Here is a 17260-nt window from a genome sequence, read left to right as displayed (position 1 = left end):
CCATTACAAAAAGAGACGTACTGTACCCCCTTGGGGCGGTTTGAAAGCAATGGTTATCAGCGGCGATAACCATTGTGGGGAAATACACTGACAATCAACGACATTGAGTCTAAAGGGATATTTACCTCAAGTGAAAAAATGTTGTTTTATATTTTAGCGAAATGAAATTAGCACAGTTCAGCTTGGAATTATAATAGGGTCGGGGTTATTTTTTTGATGAGGCTCGGTAAAGAATGAAATATATTCAACTCGCGCAAGAATAGTCTTAATTAATATTGAGATTATTCTTGATAATATCATCGAATCTATTTTCCCGTAATAAGCGGAGTGATCCAGTGATGTAATACTTAATGCTGCCATCATTCGCTTGAGGTGAGCGAAGCTAACGGGTTTCCGCCGTATACAGGTGCTGTTGGCATTGGGGACACGTCTTTGGCCCACGGTATTCATGTTGGCATAACACACAGAAGTAAGTTCTGTGTGGCAGAGTAGTCTTTGGTTGTGGTGGCGTCATGATAGTGCTTTGCTGGGGGGCTAAGGAGTGAGTTGTTGGTGAAGATATTGGTGCTGTTCTTATCGGGTATAGGTATTGGCAGTCCCTCTCCGACTGGAAATCCGGATGCTCCTGGTTATGAATGAATAGACGTCCTGCAAAATGCGAATGCCGCAATTGCAGCGGGTTATGACAGGAAGGGCAATAATAGTGCTCTGTTATGGAACCTGGAGAGAGGTGTGTGCTATTAACCTGATGGCCCTGTGCCGTCAGGGCCGTTCTGATGCGATGATACATGATGATATCCTTTGATTAATCCTTAATCCCCCAGGTTTTATGCATGCTAAATTGACCTCCGGTCAGTGCGGTGGTTGATGGCATTGGCTTGGGATGATGAGAGAGAAAAGCTGATAAGGTGAGACGCTCGGGGCTTAGAAGCCGTTTTTAGACGTTTTGATGCTGTGAATGCCGGTCTGGCAGGGTTTACAGTATTTCTCCCCATGGTAGTTAGCCGTGCATTTTGTGCAGTGCCAGTCTGCTTTCCTGACCAATGGAAGGGCCCCAGGGACCAGCCTGCGCAGTGCAATGATCCTATCAAGTTCTTCCTGTTCCGGATTGAGGTAAGGGCAGTCATTACGACGGCGCGTTGATATAGGCTGCTCGATATGCTCAAACCAGGGGGACCTGCCGGTTCCCGCGTCGTGGAGTTCCACCGGGCAGCCACACAGATGGCATGTATACACGTGGTGAGGGACTGACAACGCTGAGCGTGCTGACGTTAATCGTCCGGTGCTGCTGATGGCGATGAATGATTTTGCGTACACGGTATGACTCCTTTTCGCCGGACTGCAGGCATGGCTCATCCATCCCTTGAGGGCAGATATCGATGCAAATGCAGGGGCGTAAATCGTGGGGAAAGTGGGGTGTTGGTTAATGACTAATCAAGGGACTCAGGGCGGGACTGGGCGATGCGTTCCTGTAACCAGGCTTCCAGTTCGCTTTTCAGCCAGCGAGAGCTTCTCCCCAGCTTGATGGGCCTGGGGAATAGCCCCTCACTGATAAGCTTGTAAAACCATTTATCCGATAATCCCGTGAATTTTTTAATGAAAGCCATCGTGACCATTTGGTCATCAAGTAATGTAGACATTTGTATTCTCTCTCGTTAAGTGAAATGAGTGAGAGCGTTGTGTGATGTTATCAATACTCAATGTCGGTATCTGACTGTCATCACGTGCTGCTTCTCATTTCATTCATCAAAGAGATAAAAAATTACGGAGCACCTTGTGTCTCGGTGGTCACATCAGGCTAAATGCAGGGAGTGACAACACTCTGGGCCTGCCACGTTTTTTATCCGGTAATTTCATCCTCTCTCCTTTCCCAAAAGTCCGTCCTTTGTCGGGTAATGTCAGTCGGGCAAACGTATCGACTTTGGTCAGATAGGTCACCGCTCTTCGTAAGCCCTCCCGCATGGCGTTATCGGCATGGCTTACCAACCCAATGCCATTGATTCGGTAGTCTGCTTTCCGGGCATTGCAGTTGAAATAAAGTCCTGTGCCTTCGGTGATACTGTCCCGCCAGTACTCACCTATCAACCTGGCCAGGGTCACATCCTCGCGCACCTTAGCGCCATCAAAAAAGAAAATCATGTGGTAATGAAAGCCCTTGTATTCACCAAACTCCAGCTTCCAGATATAGCCCACTACGTGTTCAAAAAGTCGATTGGATTTCATATTTCGGAACAGGCGTTCACGATGCTGCCTAGCCAGTGTGGCGGTTATGTGTTTATTCGCAGCGCGTTGATAAGATAAATCAACACGTACCACCAGTAATTTTGCGTATCGGTCAAACAGATTATCAATGTAGTTGAATGCACTTCGTTGATTCTTTATTGCCACCCGCTGGAAATAGCGCAGTGCCAATTTATGCTTTGCGCCAGAGGCTGCTGCCCTGAAATGGGCCAGGAACTGATTAAGGTGTTTCACCTGCATTTCAATATTGGCCATACGGTCACCCCATGACCGTAATGAATATTGCTCAGTTAACTGACAGAACAATACCAGCGTTGGGTGGAGCGTTCGTTGTGTAGATGCGATATTAGGTAGGTGAGCAATTATTTCAAGTGTCTTCTTCCCTGTTGTTGTGGTATTGAGTGAGGTATATCCCTTAAGTCTATAGTGCATCATGCTGAATTCAGTTTGATTGGATTGTGCTATCTGAGTGACTGTATTTACCCATTTCATCATGTCGTTGAGGTAATTATAATCGTAAGAGAGGGAGAGTGTTTCCTCGTCATTATTATAAGAACTTGTCGATAATGACAGGTATTGTTCATAGTCTATGTTCATCATTGGTTTCCCTGCGAAATCTATTGAATGGCTTTATCGAGAATAAAGCCTGAATATTTACTATGACGGGATAGACAGTGAATTATGGATATTACCCAGACTCACCACAATACGTTACTGAGTATTGTCTATGACTAAGAGTATCACTGGGGTTATCTGTTATATGGGGTACTCTAATCAAATTCCTGTCTATGCCTAAGGCTTAATGATATTGTTTGTCAGTATGCTTAGTGGTATTGCCATAGCCTATGGACATGCTTAATACCACTGCCTGGTGTTATGCCTAATGATACTGCCTATTACTAGGCTTACTTAATAATATAAACTCCTAAATTAGTTATTTTAGTTAATAAACCTGGATTAACGTTTCAGTAGCAGATAACAGACTGACAGCGTCAAATAACGATTAATTAATGTATTTACCCTTATGGTAAGTTAGTGTTTTTCTGACAGTAAAATGAATGTTATTGCATTAGGGCGCTATACTTAAGTACAACGCCAATAAAGGGGCTTGGGACCGAATGCATATTGCACTTACTGTATGATAAAGAATCTTTGCTACAAGTAGGGGGAGAATGCGTTCATCCATCGCGTATCGTTCGGGTTCTATTTATGCGACGCAAGCGGCGGTATATTCAACCGAAGACATTAAAAAGTACAGTGAGTACTGTCATTGGCTATTAATCGTGTTTGCTGGGGTTCATCTCATAGAAGATCTGGGTAAAAAATTACATAAGCTATCACTCTGTTTGTATAGGCGAAGAAATAGCAGTATTCGATAACAGATAGATACAAGGGCTGGTCATAATGAAAGTCATGACGCAGTGTTTAGTAATGAGTGAGGAATGTCCGATGTATCAAGTATCCTATCGGGTCTAAATACACCAAGAAACTTTGTTTATGGAGGGGTATTCACTTAACCATTTCTTCAATATGTGACTCCTGATACCTAATTAGTGCGATTTCCCGACTCACGTCCTTGACGTGGCAAGAATGATGGCTAACATGTACTACATCAAATCATTAACTTGTACATCAAAATGAAAGAAAAATTATATAAAAATGATTTTAAATTTATTACTCCAAATATAGCCAAAACCTCTGAATTAATAGATTTTAATGAAATAACTAATGATTTTTTTAAATTAAAGTCAGAATATAATATCTATAATTACAACAAAATATCGGGGTTTTATGATGTTTTATCAGCGGTTGAGCAGGATTTTAAAGAGCTTTTAAATATTAATCTCGAGGAAAGATATGTTAACTATTTAAATGAGTTGACTAGATTGAGAAATTTAATATGGCCTCTTCTTGAACAAAAAGAGAATTTTTATAAAGCCTTGTCAGTGCATTTTTTAAACTGTAAAGCAAAGTACGAAAACATTACAATACAGCGATTTTCATTTTCGCTCAAAAAAAATTATATGTTTTCTCCTGCGAACGTAACCCTGAGTGATATTATGATAAATGCATTAATACTTGGTGACTACTTTAAGCGCTTTCTTAATCTTTCACGGCACAGAGTTATACACGATAAGATATGTGGCTATTTTTGGACATGGATGCGGATGCCAAATGGGATGCCATATTTACATGTCAATTTTTATATGAAGCGAGGATTTAATGCGAAACTTCCTTGCGATATTATCAATCTTTGGTTAAAGTGCTCACGCGATAGAGGGGCGGTAATCTATTTTTCAATTGGTTCTGATTTTGGAAATTCAGAGGTTTATCACGGAAAAGTGAAAACATTACAATCCAGGAGTCTGTCAGAAAATAGAACTGACTCTTTTGATGTAATTCATTGTGATTATAATTACTCTGTAATGTCAAATATGCATAGTTACTATAAATTTGCTAGCACTCCTAACGACATTAAAAAATTCCATCAATATCTTGATATTGTTTCCCGAGAGCACTATGCATTAAATCTTATTCCATCCGATAGACTTCCTGTATTTGTAAGCAGCAAAAAATCAAAACCAAAAATCATACGTAGTTATGGATTCTCTCAACTAAAATAAAAAAATTATACACCTATATCACTGAATCGAACCTGGCCATGGTATTTCATCGTGGCTTTTCATTCGTTGCAAAGGTGATATATGGATGATGACGTTCCGTTTAGTTCTTTTTACACTTGGCTCGATTTACTGTACGAACACGCGGTTAATGGCGGTGCAGGGCTGGACTCCGCACAACAACTTGCCGATATTTACTTACAACACTTTCCTGACAAAGTGACCTCTGCCTCCAACTTAATTCTCTGGGAATCAACCAAAGCGGCAACCAGCGGTTTTATTACCGGACTTGGAGGGGCGATTACTTTACCGGTGTCTATTCCGCTTAATATCTCCAGCATTCTCTTTCTTCAATTCAGAATGATTGCGGCGGTGGCGATTATTGGCGGTCATTCCGTTAATGACCCCAAAACCCGAAACCTGATTTATCTCTGCCTGGGCGGCAATATTGCCAAAGATATTCTCAAAGAACTCTGTATATGGCGGGTGTTCAGCACACTTTCTGCCAGTTCCGCGCGTCATCTTCAACAGCAGGTGACCACCCAATTAGTGACCCGGCTGACAACACAATTTACCGGAGGAATAACACGCTTTATTCCCCTGATTGGTGGCGTCATCAGTGGCGGTTTTGACTACCTGTCGACATGGGCCGTAGGCCAACTTGCCCGGACGATTTTCATTTCCGACTGAGCCTTATCTCTCATTTTCCCTTTGATTGTTTTGGGCTTATCAAGCCTGAATCTCTCCTCTTTAATTCAAGGAATTCCTATGACACGTCTGGCCTCCCGCTTTGGGCGGGTAAATTCTGTTCGCCGCGACCGCCCATTAACCCATGATGAACTGGCGCACTTTGTCCCCAGTGTATTTTCTGAAGAGAAACATGAATCCCGCAGCGATCGTTATACCTATATTCCTACTATCAGCCTGTTAGGCAGTTTAGCTAAAGAAGGCTTTCAACCGTTCTTCGCCTGCCAGACACGGGTCCGTGACCCGGGCAAGCGGGAACATACCAAACATATGCTGCGTTTGCGGCGGGAGGGACAGATTCAGGGGAAAGAAGTCCCTGAAATCATCCTGCTGAACAGCCATGATGGTTCCAGCAGCTATCAGATGATCCCGGGCATGTTCCGATTCGTTTGCGCCAATGGCATGGTGTGTGGTGACTCTTTTGGCGAAGTGCGTGTACCGCATAAAGGGGATGTGGTTGGGCAGGTGATTGAAGGGGCTTATGAAGTGTTGAATATCTTTGATCGGGTGGAAGAGCAACGTGAATTGATGCAGGATATTCGCTTGTCCACGCTGGCTCGTCAGGCCTTTGCCCATGCGGCGCTGAACTACCGTTATGGTGAAGAATACCATCCGGTGACTGAAGCGCAGATCCTGACGCCGAGGCGGTGGGAAGATAAAAAAGACGATCTCTGGACGACCTATCAGCGTGTGCAGGAAAACATGCTGAAAGGCGGACTGACGGGGATCTCGGTCAACGGCAAACGGGCCCATACCCGTGCGGTCAAGGGCATTGAGGGGGATATTAAACTCAATCGCGCCCTGTGGGTCATGGCGGAGCAGATGCTGGCCCATGCTCAGCCCCGGCATCAGTGACACGGCTTTTGTCCCGATAACAGTCAGTGTTGGTGTGGCCATCTGGACAGGTCATGTCCAATAGCCACGTTTCGTCTGTTGCAAAAAGCATGTTTATCGGCACAAGGCTTATTCTGTGCGGGTTGGCCGGTTTCTCTCTGCCCTGAAAAATAATTCATCCTGTGGTCATACCCTGTCCAGGGGGGCGTGTAAGGTAATCAATAGATTAACTGCACGTTTCATTCTGGAGAACAGCACTGATGGCCACTTACCGCCCTGACCCTGATTTATGTTTCCTTGGGCAATGCGACAACGATGACCTGGAATTCCTGGTGTCATTACTCACTCACGACCCGAAAGACGGCTCACTGCGCTGGTCAGAGACACTGACCGGCACCGATGAGTACAAGCGTCATCATCCCGACCACCAGCAGTATTGGCAGGCCATTGCCGCAGAAGTCCAGACTTTTGGTGCAAACAGTTTTGCCAGCGTACTGCGTGGGGGAAAAGGGGTGACGTACCGTGAACTGTTGTGTGATGCCTGTGACAACATGAAGGTGAATTACAGCAAGAAAACCAGTACGGAGAATATTGAACTCAACATGCTATTGAAGGTGTTGGAGACAAGCTTGGCCGAAATGTCGCCTGACGAATTGAATGAATTCACCAGTGGCATGGAAATTGAACTGACGAACCCCACCCCAGAGTTGATCCTGATGGCCATTCAGATAGCGATACGGGCATCGGGTTTTGCCGCTTATCGCCTGGCGGTCGTCGTGGTGAGCACGGTAGCAAAAGCATTACTGGGACGCGGATTGCAGTTTGGCGCGTTTGTATTGCTGACGCGCGCTATCAGTGTTCTGGCGGGGCCAGTGGGATGGGCGCTGAGCTCATTGTGGCTGGCCACTGACCTGGCCGGGCCCGCCTATCGCATTACTATTCCATCCTGTCTGTTTATCGCGTATATGCGCCAAAAAGCGTTATATCAGTAAATAAGGCGGGTATTTCATCGTGTCTGACAGAACAATGGAACACGGCTTATGTCTGGAGTCAGCATGCACTATGACCGGTTAGCGGTCCGACTGGCCTTGATTATCGGGCGGTTATTGAGGGGGGAAGGGTTATCCATTAACGCACTGGCCAGTGAATTTAATGTTTCCCCCAGAACCTTGCGACGCGATTTTAATCAACGACTGATATACCTCGATCTGGAGCAAATCGATGGAATTTATCGGCTCGCCAAATCCCCTGTCGGGTACCGGACTGACGGCGACATTATTCACTTTGCCAAAGTGACACATATGGCCCCGTTTTTTCCGGCACTCGACAGCAAATTATTGTCGGTCCTGCTCAATAAGAATGTGGGGTCGCCTTATGTGGTCTATCACGCTCCGCCGAAAAACCCGCCGGCATTATTCGGGGGATTTTATCGAATAACCCAGGCCATTATTGATAATGTCTTTATTGAATTAAGTGTGCAGGGAAATGAATACCCTAACCTGGCCCCTTACCGATTGGTTTATTTCGATGGCTACTGGTATTTGGTGGGGGAGCATAATCTCACGCTTCAGGTGTTCCTGCTTATCCATATTACGGATGTGACATTAACCCCCAGGCGGTTTACTAAAAAGGAATACATCACGGCATTAACGGCAGAGGTGGACTTTATAAAAGCACTGCCCCATTTTCAATTTGTACGCAATTTGGTTTTTAATCTGAAAGATAAATGAACAACGCTCAACATTAAAGGATATTACGATGAAAAGAAGACATATTGTCGCCCTGTTATGGGCGTTTTCCGTGGGGGCCTTTGCTGAAATTAACCTGTCAGAGGTCGAGCACTGGACAAACAAGGGGACACCCAACCTGTATTACATGAACACATCCCTGGATGCTGTCGTGGCAGAAACACCCCATCATGCGTTGGTTCGTGCAGATGCGGGCACCAGTTGCCCCGCCGGGTCGTATTACTTATTGAATAAGCAAGACCGCAGTTACCTGCCGGTCGACAGCGGTACGTGTGATGACCGCAAGTTGAAAACGACACTCAGTGCAACGCAGTTAATCTTCACCTCTCACGGCAAGGTCACCGCCCTCTACCCACTGAACTGATGCGGTAGGGCGTTTACTTTTTATTAAAAATTGAATAAGGGATTTTATCATGCACGATGTGACCACGCTAAAAACACAGCTTCAGACTAACACATTACATCTGGCTCTCTTGACGGTGGCGACGGGCGGGATTTACCCGTTACTGTGGTTATACAAAAACCAATCCACCGTGTTCAGCGTCATCGGGAATACGTTCTCCAGTGCGAGTTTCATCATTTGGATAGCCGTATGCACAGGGCTGTCGCGGGTTTTGCCTGGATTAAGCCGTCCTGACGAATACGGTTATAACGCCGCCGGAGAAACGCTGACCATCTTGGCGGGGCTATTGACGCTGGGAGGGGCTGTTTTATATATCATCTGGGCATTCAAAGCTCGGACAGCATTGCAACACTATACGTTACAGACATTCCGTTTTGAATTAAAAATGAATGTATTCTATACCCTGGTATTTAATGTCTATTACGTCGTGTATTGCATCAATGCCCTGCCTGATGCGTTGGCAAAACATACCATCATCTATGGCCACACAACGATGCCGGAGAGTACCTCTGGTACTCATAATATCACCAAAGGGGAGTGAATATGGACCTCAGACAGACGCTGTTGCTTTCTTCCACTCTCGTTATCTCCCTGATGTTGTTGGCAGCGCCTGCTCAGGCCAAACGGGAGGGGAACTACATTCTGTATCGTCTGGTGAAACAGCAAAACAGCCCAGCTGGCGGTGGTTTGAAAATGTGCACGTATAAAAGTGAGTTCGACGGCGCAACGGTAGATATCAATGTGCTTACCTGTAAGGATCATGTTTTCTATTACCCCAAATTGGGTTTGTTCTATGAAACTATTAACTGATCTGGATCAATAGCCTTAAATAAGAAACGTATTATCACGGATAATATTCTTTCCCTATACAAGAAAATTAAACAACAGGATGTATTAATACTGACGTATTAATTACCCCCATAAAACCTCCCTTCCTAAAGGTTTCCCTCCTTACGGATTGTTTGCCATAGAATACATCTCACTGATGTTAATAAATGCAATCTAATACACAAGCAGATACCCAGTAGAGGGGTATCTGCCTTTATGCCGTTATAGGACATTAACCATTTAAATTATAAAGCCGCTATATCACCGAACAGGGGTTTTATTTTTACAGGAATTAGCTATGCAAGATGAAAGCCCGCAACAGCGTATTATCACGATGGCGTTATTGCTGCTGGATAAACAGTTAAAACGAAAGTCAGTTGTCTTCCCCTCTACAGCGGAAGTGAAGCAGTATTTGCGTTTACAGTTGGAGCAGCAAGAAAGAGAACTATTTATGGTGATGCATCTGGATAACCAGCACCGCCTAATCCATTGTGAAACCGCCTCTCTCGGTACCCTTAACCAAACCGCCGTCTACCCCCGCGAAATCGTTAAAACCGCGCTTCACCACAATACGGCTGCGGTAATACTGGCACACAACCATCCCTCCGGTATCCCCGAACCCAGTAATACCGACCGGCAGATGACTGACAGAGTACGGGCAGCACTTAACCTTATTGATGTGAAGGTTTTAGATCACATCGTGCTGGGTCAGGGGGCGCTGGTGTCGTTTGCCGAGCGTGGCTGGTTGTGACGACAATCCCCGGTAATGCCGTTCAGGCACCGTTTCACCCGCATGATTTGAGCCACCGCTCGGGTACCCGGTCAATATCAGACGATGATATCTGTGCCTGGTGCAGCCATCTGTATTACCGCCCCGGTGAAACCAGCCTGTGCCAATTGGCCAGGGAAGAAGGCTATTGGCCTGCCTGTTTTGATGCCAATGGCTACGCGCAATCCTGCCCCCACCTGCAACTGATGTTCACCGCTTCCCAGCCAGCACACGACGGATAATTAATCGTACCTAAACGTCCCCCTGGTAAGTACTTACTCACTTTTATCCCCCCTACGAACAGGCTCCCCCGATTTTCCGGTGGGGCCTGTTTTGTTATTAACCAATGATGACACAAGGTTTTTTCCCATGAAAAGACACCGCAATACCGAAACAAACGGACTCACCGCCACCCAGGTTTCTGATGCGCAGCGCATCCATTTCTGGCCAAGACACTTTGGTCAGATACCTAAATGGGTATTGATTGAACCACAGGTTTTTCGTTGGCTGGATCGCTTATGTGCCGACTACCACGGTGGATTATGGGATTTTTACACCCTCAATAACGGTGGTGCCTTTATAGCCCCAGAAGCCGACGCTAATGAAAAATGGACGCTGTTCAACAGCATGAACGGTAACGGTGCTGAAATGTGTGCTGAAGCTGCCGGGATCACCGCCTGCCTGATGACCTACAGCCACTGTGCCTGCAGCACCGAGAGCGAGACCATGACCGACCATTTCTACCGCCTGCGGGAATACGCACTCCACCATCCCGACAGCCGCGCCATTTTCTCCCTGATTGACTGATGAGCAGGAGTCCCCCCATGTTACATCTGCCTATGCGTGCTTCACTCCCCGCGTTGCCTTTTGCCCAGCAACAGATTATCAGCCAGGCACTGGCGATACTGGAAACTCAACTCCGACACCGGCCCTACACCTTAACCTCACCCGAGGCAGTCAAAGCCTGGCTACAACTCCATCTCCGGCCTCAGGGGCAGGAATGTTTTATGGTGTTATATCTCGATAATCGCCACCGCTTGATGGCCAGTGAAACGATGTCTATCGGTACCTTTAATGCCACCACCGTTTACCCGCGTGAAGTCGTTATTCGGGCACTGCATCACAAGGCTGCGGCTGTTGTCATCGCCCACAATCATCCAGCCGGAGATCCCACTCCGAGCCAGGCTGACCGCACACTAACTACCCGGCTGGTTAATGCGCTGAACATGGTCGACATCCGCGTACTGGACCACCTGATTATCGGTGAGAGCGAGCCGGTTTCGTTAGCCGAGTTGGGGTGGCTGCCATGTTAACGACTATCCAACAAACCAACATCCTGACCCTTCGCGGTCGGCAATGCAGTACCGCACATATCACCGAGGATGACAATGCGCTGCTGTACCGGATATCCCATTGTCAGGTGGCATTCGGCGATGGCGAATGGATCCATTTTACCGGCACAGGCTATCTGATTCGACTTAATGCCTGGAACCACCCGGTATTGCGGCTCAGACGGTTGGGCCTCTCCAAAGCCTGCCGCCATCTGGTCATCACATTAATGAAACTCCATGGGCTAACCTACCTGCATATTGATGCTCTGGGCGATGTGTTGCCCGGTTTCGCCACATTTAACTGGTGATACCACCGCTCGTCTCCTGACGTAATCCCGCATTATCCATATTGAGAACATTCCCATGAAACCACGTGCCACTCCACCGGGCGCATTGCCCGTGTCTGCGATTTATCAACAACTTCTCGTTTTCCTGCTGGAGCATCACTATGGTCTGAGCCTCAACGATACGCCCTATCACGATGAACAGGCGATTGCGCAGCAGATAGAACAAGGGATTTCAGTCGGCGACACCATCAACACACTGGTTGAGAAATATGCCTTAGTGCGAATGGGTCGTACCGGGTTCAGCGCACTGGCACAAGACCCGATGCTGAGTAAGGGGGATATCGCCCGCGCACGCCAGGCTGCGGGTCTGTGGCGTGCTCATTTTCCACCCACTTTGCTGTACCCGACCTAATCCCCCAAACCCCACAGAGATAATTACCATGAATAACAACATTACCGCTGCCCCTGCATGGGGCCTGAAACGTGATATTACGCCACGGTTGGGGGCCCGACTAGTTCAGGAGGGAACGCATCTGCATTTTCTGGCTGACCGTGCCGGTTTTGTCGGCACCTTTTCCGCTCAAGCCACTCAGGCTCTTGATGCGGTATTCCCAGAGCTGATAACCAAACTGGAGTCGCAGTTGCTTTCTGGTCAGCTTGACCCTCGCCGTCAGCAGTGCCTTACGGTCCGGCACGGGGGATTTGTCTGTGAAGCAGATACGCTGGGCAGTCACGGTTATGTATATATCGCGATTTATCAGGAACTATCTGCGTTACTTTCAGAAGGAGGATAGTCGCCTGACATTTAAGCTCCAGAGCTGATAGAACATAATTGAGAAGCGCTATTTGGGGATGTTGGTAAAGTTCATCTGAGCTGCTATTCCTCAATCTGTTTTTCTTTAGTAAATTCACTTAAAATTGTAAAATCTGTCTTCGTTTAACTCATTGATATATTGATGTTATCAATCAAAATTTATTGAGTATACAAGTGAGTATATAAAGTAGAATTATCATGATTTATATATTTATAATTCAATGAATTAGAAGTGATTGGCGAGTCCGGCCTTCGCACCATTAGTATGTAAATCAAGTCACCGCAGGGTGGCTTTTTTTTGCCATGTCTCCATTCCGGTATTTATACGTCCATTAGTGGCCATCATCACTGGGGGCCAAAATGGGAGTCAGCCTTTGTGAAGATCTTAGCAGTGTAGATTGTAGCATCGTGGGTTACCCCATCTGAATTTAATTTCATTTTAGTAAAACAGGTTGTTTTTTTGATTCAGACGTTGCTTACATTCTTCCACATCATTGCCTTTATTCGGACCAAATATATCTTGGCTAATCGTGCCGGTGAGACTTTTCTTAAATAATCCAATATGCGAAGTGAATGATACCTTTGGGGATATCTCAAGCTGCTGGCATAGCTCAGCGGAAAGCGTTGTCACTTAGATGTAAGCGGTACCAGCAAACTTTTATCTTTTTTTAAAGTGTATAAGGTTGGAAAAACTAGAATCGTTGCCTGGCTCTGATAGAGAATGAGTCGCCATCTTAGCTCTTTGATCAATATCAATAGCGATAAGAGCACTCCAATCAATGGTGCTTTTGTAGGCACATATAATGGATAGCAGAACGGGTTACCATCTTTCCGAAAAATCATTATGGGTTATCGATTCATCGCAACTTACATGAATACCGCATTAGTTTGAGGGGAAGTATTGGGCCTGTTTTAAGTAGCAAACTTAATGGATTAGAAGAGAGATGAGCGGCTCCCCCTGTGGCAAGTGACTCTTGCTCTGCGTAGGGAGCCGTAAATTATGGACAGATTTCCCGATGAGGCCCTGGTGAGGCGATATCAGCATTTGCAGGCAGAGCTGGAAAAAAACCATTACCATTACAAATTGTATTGGTATTTTTTAGCTCCGTCACAATAACTATAAACACTTAACAGGATAACGGGAACGGGTGAAAACCACTCTTGTAACACTTTAAGGAAAATGATATTACAAGCAGTTGTGATCAATTAATTTAATTGCAATTTAAATTATTAAAATAGGAAGGCATGTTCCGAAAATGAAGATAAACGTTACAGACAAACCAAACCCACAGGACGAAGAGTATGTTATTGATGGCCTATGGGCCCACAATGATAAAACTCAAAAGGTAGACATTCATCCGCTGTTCTTAACTGTGACCGATGATGATGGAAAAATTGTTGCAGGGTTAGTTGCCAGAACTTGGTGGGGCGGGCTTGAAATCCAATATCTTTGGGTGAGTGACGACTATCGTAAAAGTGGCTATGGCCGCCAGTTAATGGAAAAAGCGGAAGAAGAAGCCTTGACGCGTGGATGTCACATGGCTTATGTCGATACTTTCGATTTTCAGGCCAAAGGCTTTTATGAAAAATTAGGCTATCGTGCATATGGCAATTTAGGCGGGTATGCTAAAAAGCATACGCGACACTATCTGGCAAAAGAAATTTAACCCATTCTTCATCGGCGAGGTCGCCATGGATTTGCCCGATAAAAATAATGAAACTTATTTCAAGGGCCTTATTGCCATGATGGAGCACTTAAGTGAGCCATGGGGCATTAAAGATCTGAATTCCCGCCATATCTATATGAATAAGGCTGCCTTCCTCTACACCAATACACCCTTGAGTTTTGAGGTTGAGGGGAAGATGGACCATGAATTTCCCGGAAATTGGACTGAATTTGCGCCCGACCTGATTGAGCATGACAAGCGGACAGAAGAAACGCAGGATCGGGTGACGGTAATAGAAACCCATTATTGGTATGGGAAAAATACCCTGACGCCGTTTATCAGTGAGAAATTGCCCGTTTATAACGATAGAAAAGAAGTTATTGGTGTGATGTGGAATGCTAAACCCTTTAATACATTATCCCCATTAAAATATATCAACCAGCAAAAGCCGAGTATTCTGACAACTGAAATAAATAACAGTATGTTCACTCGCGCTGAGCTTGACGTTATATTTTTAATGTTGCAAAGACTTTCCGTTAAAGAAATTGCGAAGATATATAATATCAGCACTAAAACGATAGAAAATAGAATATATACAATTTATCAAAAATCTGATGTCCACTCGCTGCAACAGTTTGAGGAGTTTTGCAAATTTGCGCATTTGGATAATTACATCCCGGATCGCCTGGTGGCCAAAGGAATCCAGTTTATCTGAACAACAAGCTATTTGAACAACAAGGTACAGCTCATCGTGATCAAAATTGAAGATTATCCATTAAGCCGGGTGCCACAGGATAAGAGAGTTTCTTTTTTAAGTGTTGCTATTGTTCATATGGGGATGCTGACCGCGCTGGATCAATTTATGCTCGGTGCCGTACTCGGTAATTCCATGACACTGGTTGATGCGTTTACCGCAATTCTCATCGGCAGCATCATATTTGGTGTGGTGACATACGGCCTTGGGCTGGCGGGGATGCGCGAAGGGATTTCGGGCAGTTTACTGGCGCGCTGGTGTGGTTTTGGTCGGTTGGGATCTGCACTGATTGGAATTGTAGTCGCCGTTAGCTTATTGGGCTGGTTTGGTATTCAAAATGCTATTTTTGCCAAATCACTTGATTTTGCTCTGGGCCATAAATTGGGGTTTGGATTAGCTGCGGCTTTATCGGGTAGCTTGCTAACTATTTTGGTTGCCTTTGGCTTTAAGGCATTGCGTATTGCGGCTCGAATTGCGGTACCGATGTTTATATTACTGGTGGCTTATATCTCTATTAGTACATTATCTGGCCATAATCTGAATGAAATTATCCAGCTGATTCCACCGGGTGAATCTTTGTCTATCAGTGCAGGTATTACTATTGTGGTCGGGGGGGCTATTGTGGCCAGCCTGATGACACCTGACCTGACGCGCTACTCTAAAAATAGCAAACATGTTCTTGGTGTGACGATATTCACCATTGTTGCGGGCGAGTTTGTGGTCAATGGGTTGGCTATATTAATTGCTAAAACCCTTGGGACAGCGGATGTCGTGACGATAATGTCTCAAGCCGCAGGGGGGGCGGGTTTGCTGGTCGTAGTGTTCTCCACTTTAAGGGTCAATGATCTTAATTTGTACTCTTCTTCGCTCGGTATTGTTAATGCGGTCGAGGGGCTGACGGGCACCAAACTCAAATATATATCAACCACATTGGTCATTGGTGTGTTGGGCACCACACTGTCTGTGTTGGGGATACTCGACCGGTTTGTTGATTTCCTGACGGTGCTTGGTGTGGTATTCCCTCCGATTATTGGCATCATGCTGGTGGATTATTATGTACTACGCTCCCATCGTAAAATTTTAGATAAAACTCGGCAGGAAGGAACGTTGCCTAATGACAAGCAAACGCCTGTTATTGGTTGGGTGGCGATTATAGCCAGTATTATCGGCAGTATTGTTGGGCTAGTAACTGAGTGGGGGATCCCGACGATCAACTCATTGGTCGTTGCGAGCTTTATCTACTGGGTGTTCAAAGTGGCTGTTAGTCGTAATCAACAGTCAATTGAATCGGAAGAAACGGTTTAATAATTTTGTGATTAATACAAACACTCCCCCGAATAGTGGGGGAGTGTGGATAATGAGTTATCAGCACCTAAAAATCATAGTGACGTAATGCGTTAAGCGCGATATGGGCAACAGCCAAAGCCGTCTCTGGGTTTCCTTCGCTTTCAATATGCCATGCTGCTGATAGTCCGGCCCACGCGACAATCCACGAAAGTAAACGATGGCGGTCTAACCCCGCAATTTCAGCGATGATATCAGTTTGGCGAGTGAGCCGCCCCAGGGATGTCGCTACAGTAAAATCAGGGTTGCAAAATAGGTTGGCGAAATCAAAGCCACGTTCGCCTACAAGTCCTTTAGGATCAATCGCCAGCCAGCCGCGACGGCCAGCATCAAGAATATTGCCATGATGAATATCTCCATGCAGCACAGTTATATCTTGTGGTACCGCCAATAACCTTGCGGCAATAAGCGCGGCATCAGTAAATATTCCCCCCTGCATTTTTGCGGCACTATCCAGTGCACTGAATTGGCCTGATAGCAAGGGGAGTGCTGGCTGTTGCGGTTTATTCTGTGCATGAAGGCGAGCCGCAACATTGCAGATTATTCGACTGGCTTCGTCATCATGCCCATCGCGAGCCATCTCTGACAAAGACCGACATCCAGAAAGCCGCTCAAGAAGGATGGCTTCTTCCGCTTGTTCCAGAATGCAGGCAGCACCATCGCCTGCCCACCACCGCATGAGTTGCGCCCCCAGAACTTCATCTTGCGTCATTGCAATCTTCAGCATAGCAGGCTGACCACCATATCGTACCGGTTGCAGCCAACTTGACTGCGTGTGAAATGCATCGCCGTCGGCAGTCAACTGCCAGAGTGTAATAAACTGATGTAGTGTTGTTAGGCCCGCAGTGAGCATTTGCTGTCGTTCCATCTTA

23 protein-coding genes are annotated in these 17260 nt (G+C 45.9%); 18 read left to right on the top strand and 5 right to left on the bottom strand.

What is annotated here, in order from left to right:
- Positions 1 to 382: 382 nt before the first annotated feature.
- The 4 genes from ACF3VQ_RS18210 to ACF3VQ_RS18195 all read right to left on the bottom strand — a co-directional run bounded on the left by ACF3VQ_RS18210 (position 383) and on the right by ACF3VQ_RS18195 (position 2841).
- On the bottom strand, positions 383 to 790 hold the full coding sequence (locus ACF3VQ_RS18210; RefSeq protein WP_392432436.1) for a putative zinc ribbon protein: 408 nt from the start codon (positions 788 to 790) through the stop codon (positions 383 to 385).
- 134 nt (positions 791 to 924) lie between these two features.
- On the bottom strand, positions 925 to 1356 hold the full coding sequence (locus tag ACF3VQ_RS18205) for a putative zinc ribbon protein (RefSeq protein ID WP_392432435.1): 432 nt from the start codon (positions 1354 to 1356) through the stop codon (positions 925 to 927).
- Positions 1357 to 1430: 74 nt separating this feature from the next.
- Entirely contained in the window at positions 1431 to 1640 is a 210-nt protein-coding gene (locus tag ACF3VQ_RS18200; RefSeq protein ID WP_392432434.1) for a helix-turn-helix transcriptional regulator, read from the bottom strand.
- Positions 1641 to 1788: 148 nt separating this feature from the next.
- Positions 1789 to 2841, bottom strand: a complete 1053-nt coding sequence (locus ACF3VQ_RS18195; RefSeq protein ID WP_392432433.1) for an inovirus-type Gp2 protein — start codon at positions 2839 to 2841, stop codon at positions 1789 to 1791.
- Between the two features lie 1037 nt (positions 2842 to 3878).
- On the opposite strand from ACF3VQ_RS18195, the gene ACF3VQ_RS18190 reads away from it, so the two are divergent.
- The 18 genes from ACF3VQ_RS18190 (at position 3879) to ACF3VQ_RS18105 (ending at position 16349) form a co-directional block, all read left to right on the top strand.
- Positions 3879 to 4865, top strand: coding sequence for a hypothetical protein (locus ACF3VQ_RS18190; RefSeq protein WP_392432432.1), 987 nt, complete (start codon positions 3879 to 3881; stop codon positions 4863 to 4865).
- 81 nt (positions 4866 to 4946) lie between these two features.
- On the top strand, positions 4947 to 5552 hold the full coding sequence (locus tag ACF3VQ_RS18185) for an EcsC family protein (RefSeq protein ID WP_392432431.1): 606 nt from the start codon (positions 4947 to 4949) through the stop codon (positions 5550 to 5552).
- A 78-nt stretch (positions 5553 to 5630) separates the two neighbouring features.
- Positions 5631 to 6464, top strand: a complete 834-nt coding sequence (locus ACF3VQ_RS18180; RefSeq protein WP_392432430.1) for a DUF932 domain-containing protein — start codon at positions 5631 to 5633, stop codon at positions 6462 to 6464.
- A gap of 239 nt (positions 6465 to 6703) precedes the next feature.
- Complete coding sequence (locus ACF3VQ_RS18175) at positions 6704 to 7435, top strand: DUF3944 domain-containing protein (protein ID WP_392432429.1); 732 nt, start codon at positions 6704 to 6706, stop codon at positions 7433 to 7435.
- A gap of 48 nt (positions 7436 to 7483) precedes the next feature.
- Positions 7484 to 8173, top strand: a complete 690-nt coding sequence (locus tag ACF3VQ_RS18170) for a helix-turn-helix transcriptional regulator (protein WP_392432428.1) — start codon at positions 7484 to 7486, stop codon at positions 8171 to 8173.
- 28 nt (positions 8174 to 8201) lie between these two features.
- Positions 8202 to 8555: a hypothetical protein gene (locus tag ACF3VQ_RS18165; RefSeq protein ID WP_392432427.1), complete on the top strand. Its 354-nt coding sequence runs from the start codon at positions 8202 to 8204 to the stop codon at positions 8553 to 8555.
- Between the two features lie 49 nt (positions 8556 to 8604).
- On the top strand, positions 8605 to 9135 hold the full coding sequence (locus ACF3VQ_RS18160) for a hypothetical protein (RefSeq protein ID WP_392432426.1): 531 nt from the start codon (positions 8605 to 8607) through the stop codon (positions 9133 to 9135).
- Between the two features lie 2 nt (positions 9136 to 9137).
- The gene (locus tag ACF3VQ_RS18155; RefSeq protein WP_392432425.1) at positions 9138 to 9404 is read left to right on the top strand and encodes a hypothetical protein; all 267 of its coding nucleotides are present in this window, start codon (positions 9138 to 9140) and stop codon (positions 9402 to 9404) included.
- Positions 9405 to 9720: 316 nt separating this feature from the next.
- Entirely contained in the window at positions 9721 to 10173 is a 453-nt protein-coding gene (gene radC, locus ACF3VQ_RS18150) for a DNA repair protein RadC (protein WP_392432424.1), read from the top strand.
- Positions 10170 to 10433, top strand: a complete 264-nt coding sequence (locus tag ACF3VQ_RS18145; protein ID WP_392432423.1) for a hypothetical protein — start codon at positions 10170 to 10172, stop codon at positions 10431 to 10433. Before radC (ACF3VQ_RS18150) ends, ACF3VQ_RS18145 begins: the two co-directional genes overlap by 4 nt.
- 127 nt (positions 10434 to 10560) lie before the next feature.
- Positions 10561 to 10998, top strand: coding sequence for an antirestriction protein (locus tag ACF3VQ_RS18140; RefSeq protein ID WP_392432422.1), 438 nt, complete (start codon positions 10561 to 10563; stop codon positions 10996 to 10998).
- Between the two features lie 32 nt (positions 10999 to 11030).
- Positions 11031 to 11504 (top strand): DNA repair protein RadC, encoded by a 474-nt coding sequence (gene radC, locus ACF3VQ_RS18135; protein ID WP_392435679.1) that lies wholly within the window; start codon positions 11031 to 11033, stop codon positions 11502 to 11504.
- Positions 11498 to 11830: a DUF5983 family protein gene (locus ACF3VQ_RS18130; RefSeq protein ID WP_392432421.1), complete on the top strand. Its 333-nt coding sequence runs from the start codon at positions 11498 to 11500 to the stop codon at positions 11828 to 11830. Before radC (ACF3VQ_RS18135) ends, ACF3VQ_RS18130 begins: the two co-directional genes overlap by 7 nt.
- A gap of 55 nt (positions 11831 to 11885) precedes the next feature.
- Positions 11886 to 12221, top strand: a complete 336-nt coding sequence (locus ACF3VQ_RS18125; RefSeq protein WP_004712443.1) for a TA system toxin CbtA family protein — start codon at positions 11886 to 11888, stop codon at positions 12219 to 12221.
- Between the two features lie 28 nt (positions 12222 to 12249).
- A complete protein-coding gene (locus tag ACF3VQ_RS18120; protein ID WP_392432420.1) occupies positions 12250 to 12603 on the top strand; it encodes a type IV toxin-antitoxin system YeeU family antitoxin in 354 nt (117 codons plus the stop codon).
- Between the two features lie 1276 nt (positions 12604 to 13879).
- Positions 13880 to 14290, top strand: a complete 411-nt coding sequence (locus ACF3VQ_RS18115; RefSeq protein WP_392432419.1) for a GNAT family N-acetyltransferase — start codon at positions 13880 to 13882, stop codon at positions 14288 to 14290.
- Positions 14291 to 14315: 25 nt separating this feature from the next.
- Positions 14316 to 15005, top strand: a complete 690-nt coding sequence (locus tag ACF3VQ_RS18110; RefSeq protein WP_392435676.1) for a helix-turn-helix transcriptional regulator — start codon at positions 14316 to 14318, stop codon at positions 15003 to 15005.
- Between the two features lie 36 nt (positions 15006 to 15041).
- A complete protein-coding gene (locus tag ACF3VQ_RS18105) occupies positions 15042 to 16349 on the top strand; it encodes a cytosine permease (protein ID WP_392432418.1) in 1308 nt (435 codons plus the stop codon).
- A gap of 67 nt (positions 16350 to 16416) precedes the next feature.
- Here the strand turns inward: ACF3VQ_RS18105 and ACF3VQ_RS18100 are convergent, their stop codons facing one another.
- Positions 16417 to 17256 (bottom strand): aminoglycoside phosphotransferase family protein, encoded by an 840-nt coding sequence (locus ACF3VQ_RS18100; protein WP_392432417.1) that lies wholly within the window; start codon positions 17254 to 17256, stop codon positions 16417 to 16419.
- Positions 17257 to 17260 lie beyond the last annotated feature (4 nt).

Origin of the sequence: Yersinia fenwicki (assembly GCF_043099325.1) — a bacterium.
In the GTDB taxonomy this organism is placed as follows: domain Bacteria; phylum Pseudomonadota; class Gammaproteobacteria; order Enterobacterales; family Enterobacteriaceae; genus Yersinia.
Note: the sequence above shows the minus strand (reverse complement) of the source record. Positions and strands in the feature narration are given on the sequence as shown.

Excerpts from the sequence above, each read along its gene's own strand:
- ACF3VQ_RS18160 (WP_392432426.1), top strand. The coding sequence starts at position 8,605 with ATGCACGATGTGACCACGCTAAAAACACAGCTTCAGACTAACACATTA.
- ACF3VQ_RS18155 (WP_392432425.1), top strand. The coding sequence starts at position 9,138 with ATGGACCTCAGACAGACGCTGTTGCTTTCTTCCACTCTCGTTATCTCC.
- ACF3VQ_RS18170 (WP_392432428.1), top strand. The coding sequence starts at position 7,484 with ATGTCTGGAGTCAGCATGCACTATGACCGGTTAGCGGTCCGACTGGCC.
- ACF3VQ_RS18100 (WP_392432417.1), bottom strand. The coding sequence starts at position 17,256 with ATGGAACGACAGCAAATGCTCACTGCGGGCCTAACAACACTACATCAG.
- ACF3VQ_RS18185 (WP_392432431.1), top strand. The coding sequence starts at position 4,947 with ATGGATGATGACGTTCCGTTTAGTTCTTTTTACACTTGGCTCGATTTA.
- ACF3VQ_RS18210 (WP_392432436.1), bottom strand. The coding sequence starts at position 790 with ATGTATCATCGCATCAGAACGGCCCTGACGGCACAGGGCCATCAGGTT.
- ACF3VQ_RS18200 (WP_392432434.1), bottom strand. The coding sequence starts at position 1,640 with ATGTCTACATTACTTGATGACCAAATGGTCACGATGGCTTTCATTAAA.
- ACF3VQ_RS18110 (WP_392435676.1), top strand. The coding sequence starts at position 14,316 with ATGGATTTGCCCGATAAAAATAATGAAACTTATTTCAAGGGCCTTATT.
- ACF3VQ_RS18180 (WP_392432430.1), top strand. The coding sequence starts at position 5,631 with ATGACACGTCTGGCCTCCCGCTTTGGGCGGGTAAATTCTGTTCGCCGC.
- ACF3VQ_RS18165 (WP_392432427.1), top strand. The coding sequence starts at position 8,202 with ATGAAAAGAAGACATATTGTCGCCCTGTTATGGGCGTTTTCCGTGGGG.
- ACF3VQ_RS18190 (WP_392432432.1), top strand. The coding sequence starts at position 3,879 with ATGAAAGAAAAATTATATAAAAATGATTTTAAATTTATTACTCCAAAT.
- ACF3VQ_RS18115 (WP_392432419.1), top strand. The coding sequence starts at position 13,880 with ATGAAGATAAACGTTACAGACAAACCAAACCCACAGGACGAAGAGTAT.
- ACF3VQ_RS18175 (WP_392432429.1), top strand. The coding sequence starts at position 6,704 with ATGGCCACTTACCGCCCTGACCCTGATTTATGTTTCCTTGGGCAATGC.
- ACF3VQ_RS18140 (WP_392432422.1), top strand. The coding sequence starts at position 10,561 with ATGAAAAGACACCGCAATACCGAAACAAACGGACTCACCGCCACCCAG.
- ACF3VQ_RS18130 (WP_392432421.1), top strand. The coding sequence starts at position 11,498 with ATGTTAACGACTATCCAACAAACCAACATCCTGACCCTTCGCGGTCGG.
- ACF3VQ_RS18195 (WP_392432433.1), bottom strand. The coding sequence starts at position 2,841 with ATGATGAACATAGACTATGAACAATACCTGTCATTATCGACAAGTTCT.
- ACF3VQ_RS18125 (WP_004712443.1), top strand. The coding sequence starts at position 11,886 with ATGAAACCACGTGCCACTCCACCGGGCGCATTGCCCGTGTCTGCGATT.
- radC (WP_392435679.1), top strand. The coding sequence starts at position 11,031 with ATGCGTGCTTCACTCCCCGCGTTGCCTTTTGCCCAGCAACAGATTATC.
- radC (WP_392432424.1), top strand. The coding sequence starts at position 9,721 with ATGCAAGATGAAAGCCCGCAACAGCGTATTATCACGATGGCGTTATTG.
- ACF3VQ_RS18205 (WP_392432435.1), bottom strand. The coding sequence starts at position 1,356 with ATGAGCCATGCCTGCAGTCCGGCGAAAAGGAGTCATACCGTGTACGCA.
- ACF3VQ_RS18120 (WP_392432420.1), top strand. The coding sequence starts at position 12,250 with ATGAATAACAACATTACCGCTGCCCCTGCATGGGGCCTGAAACGTGAT.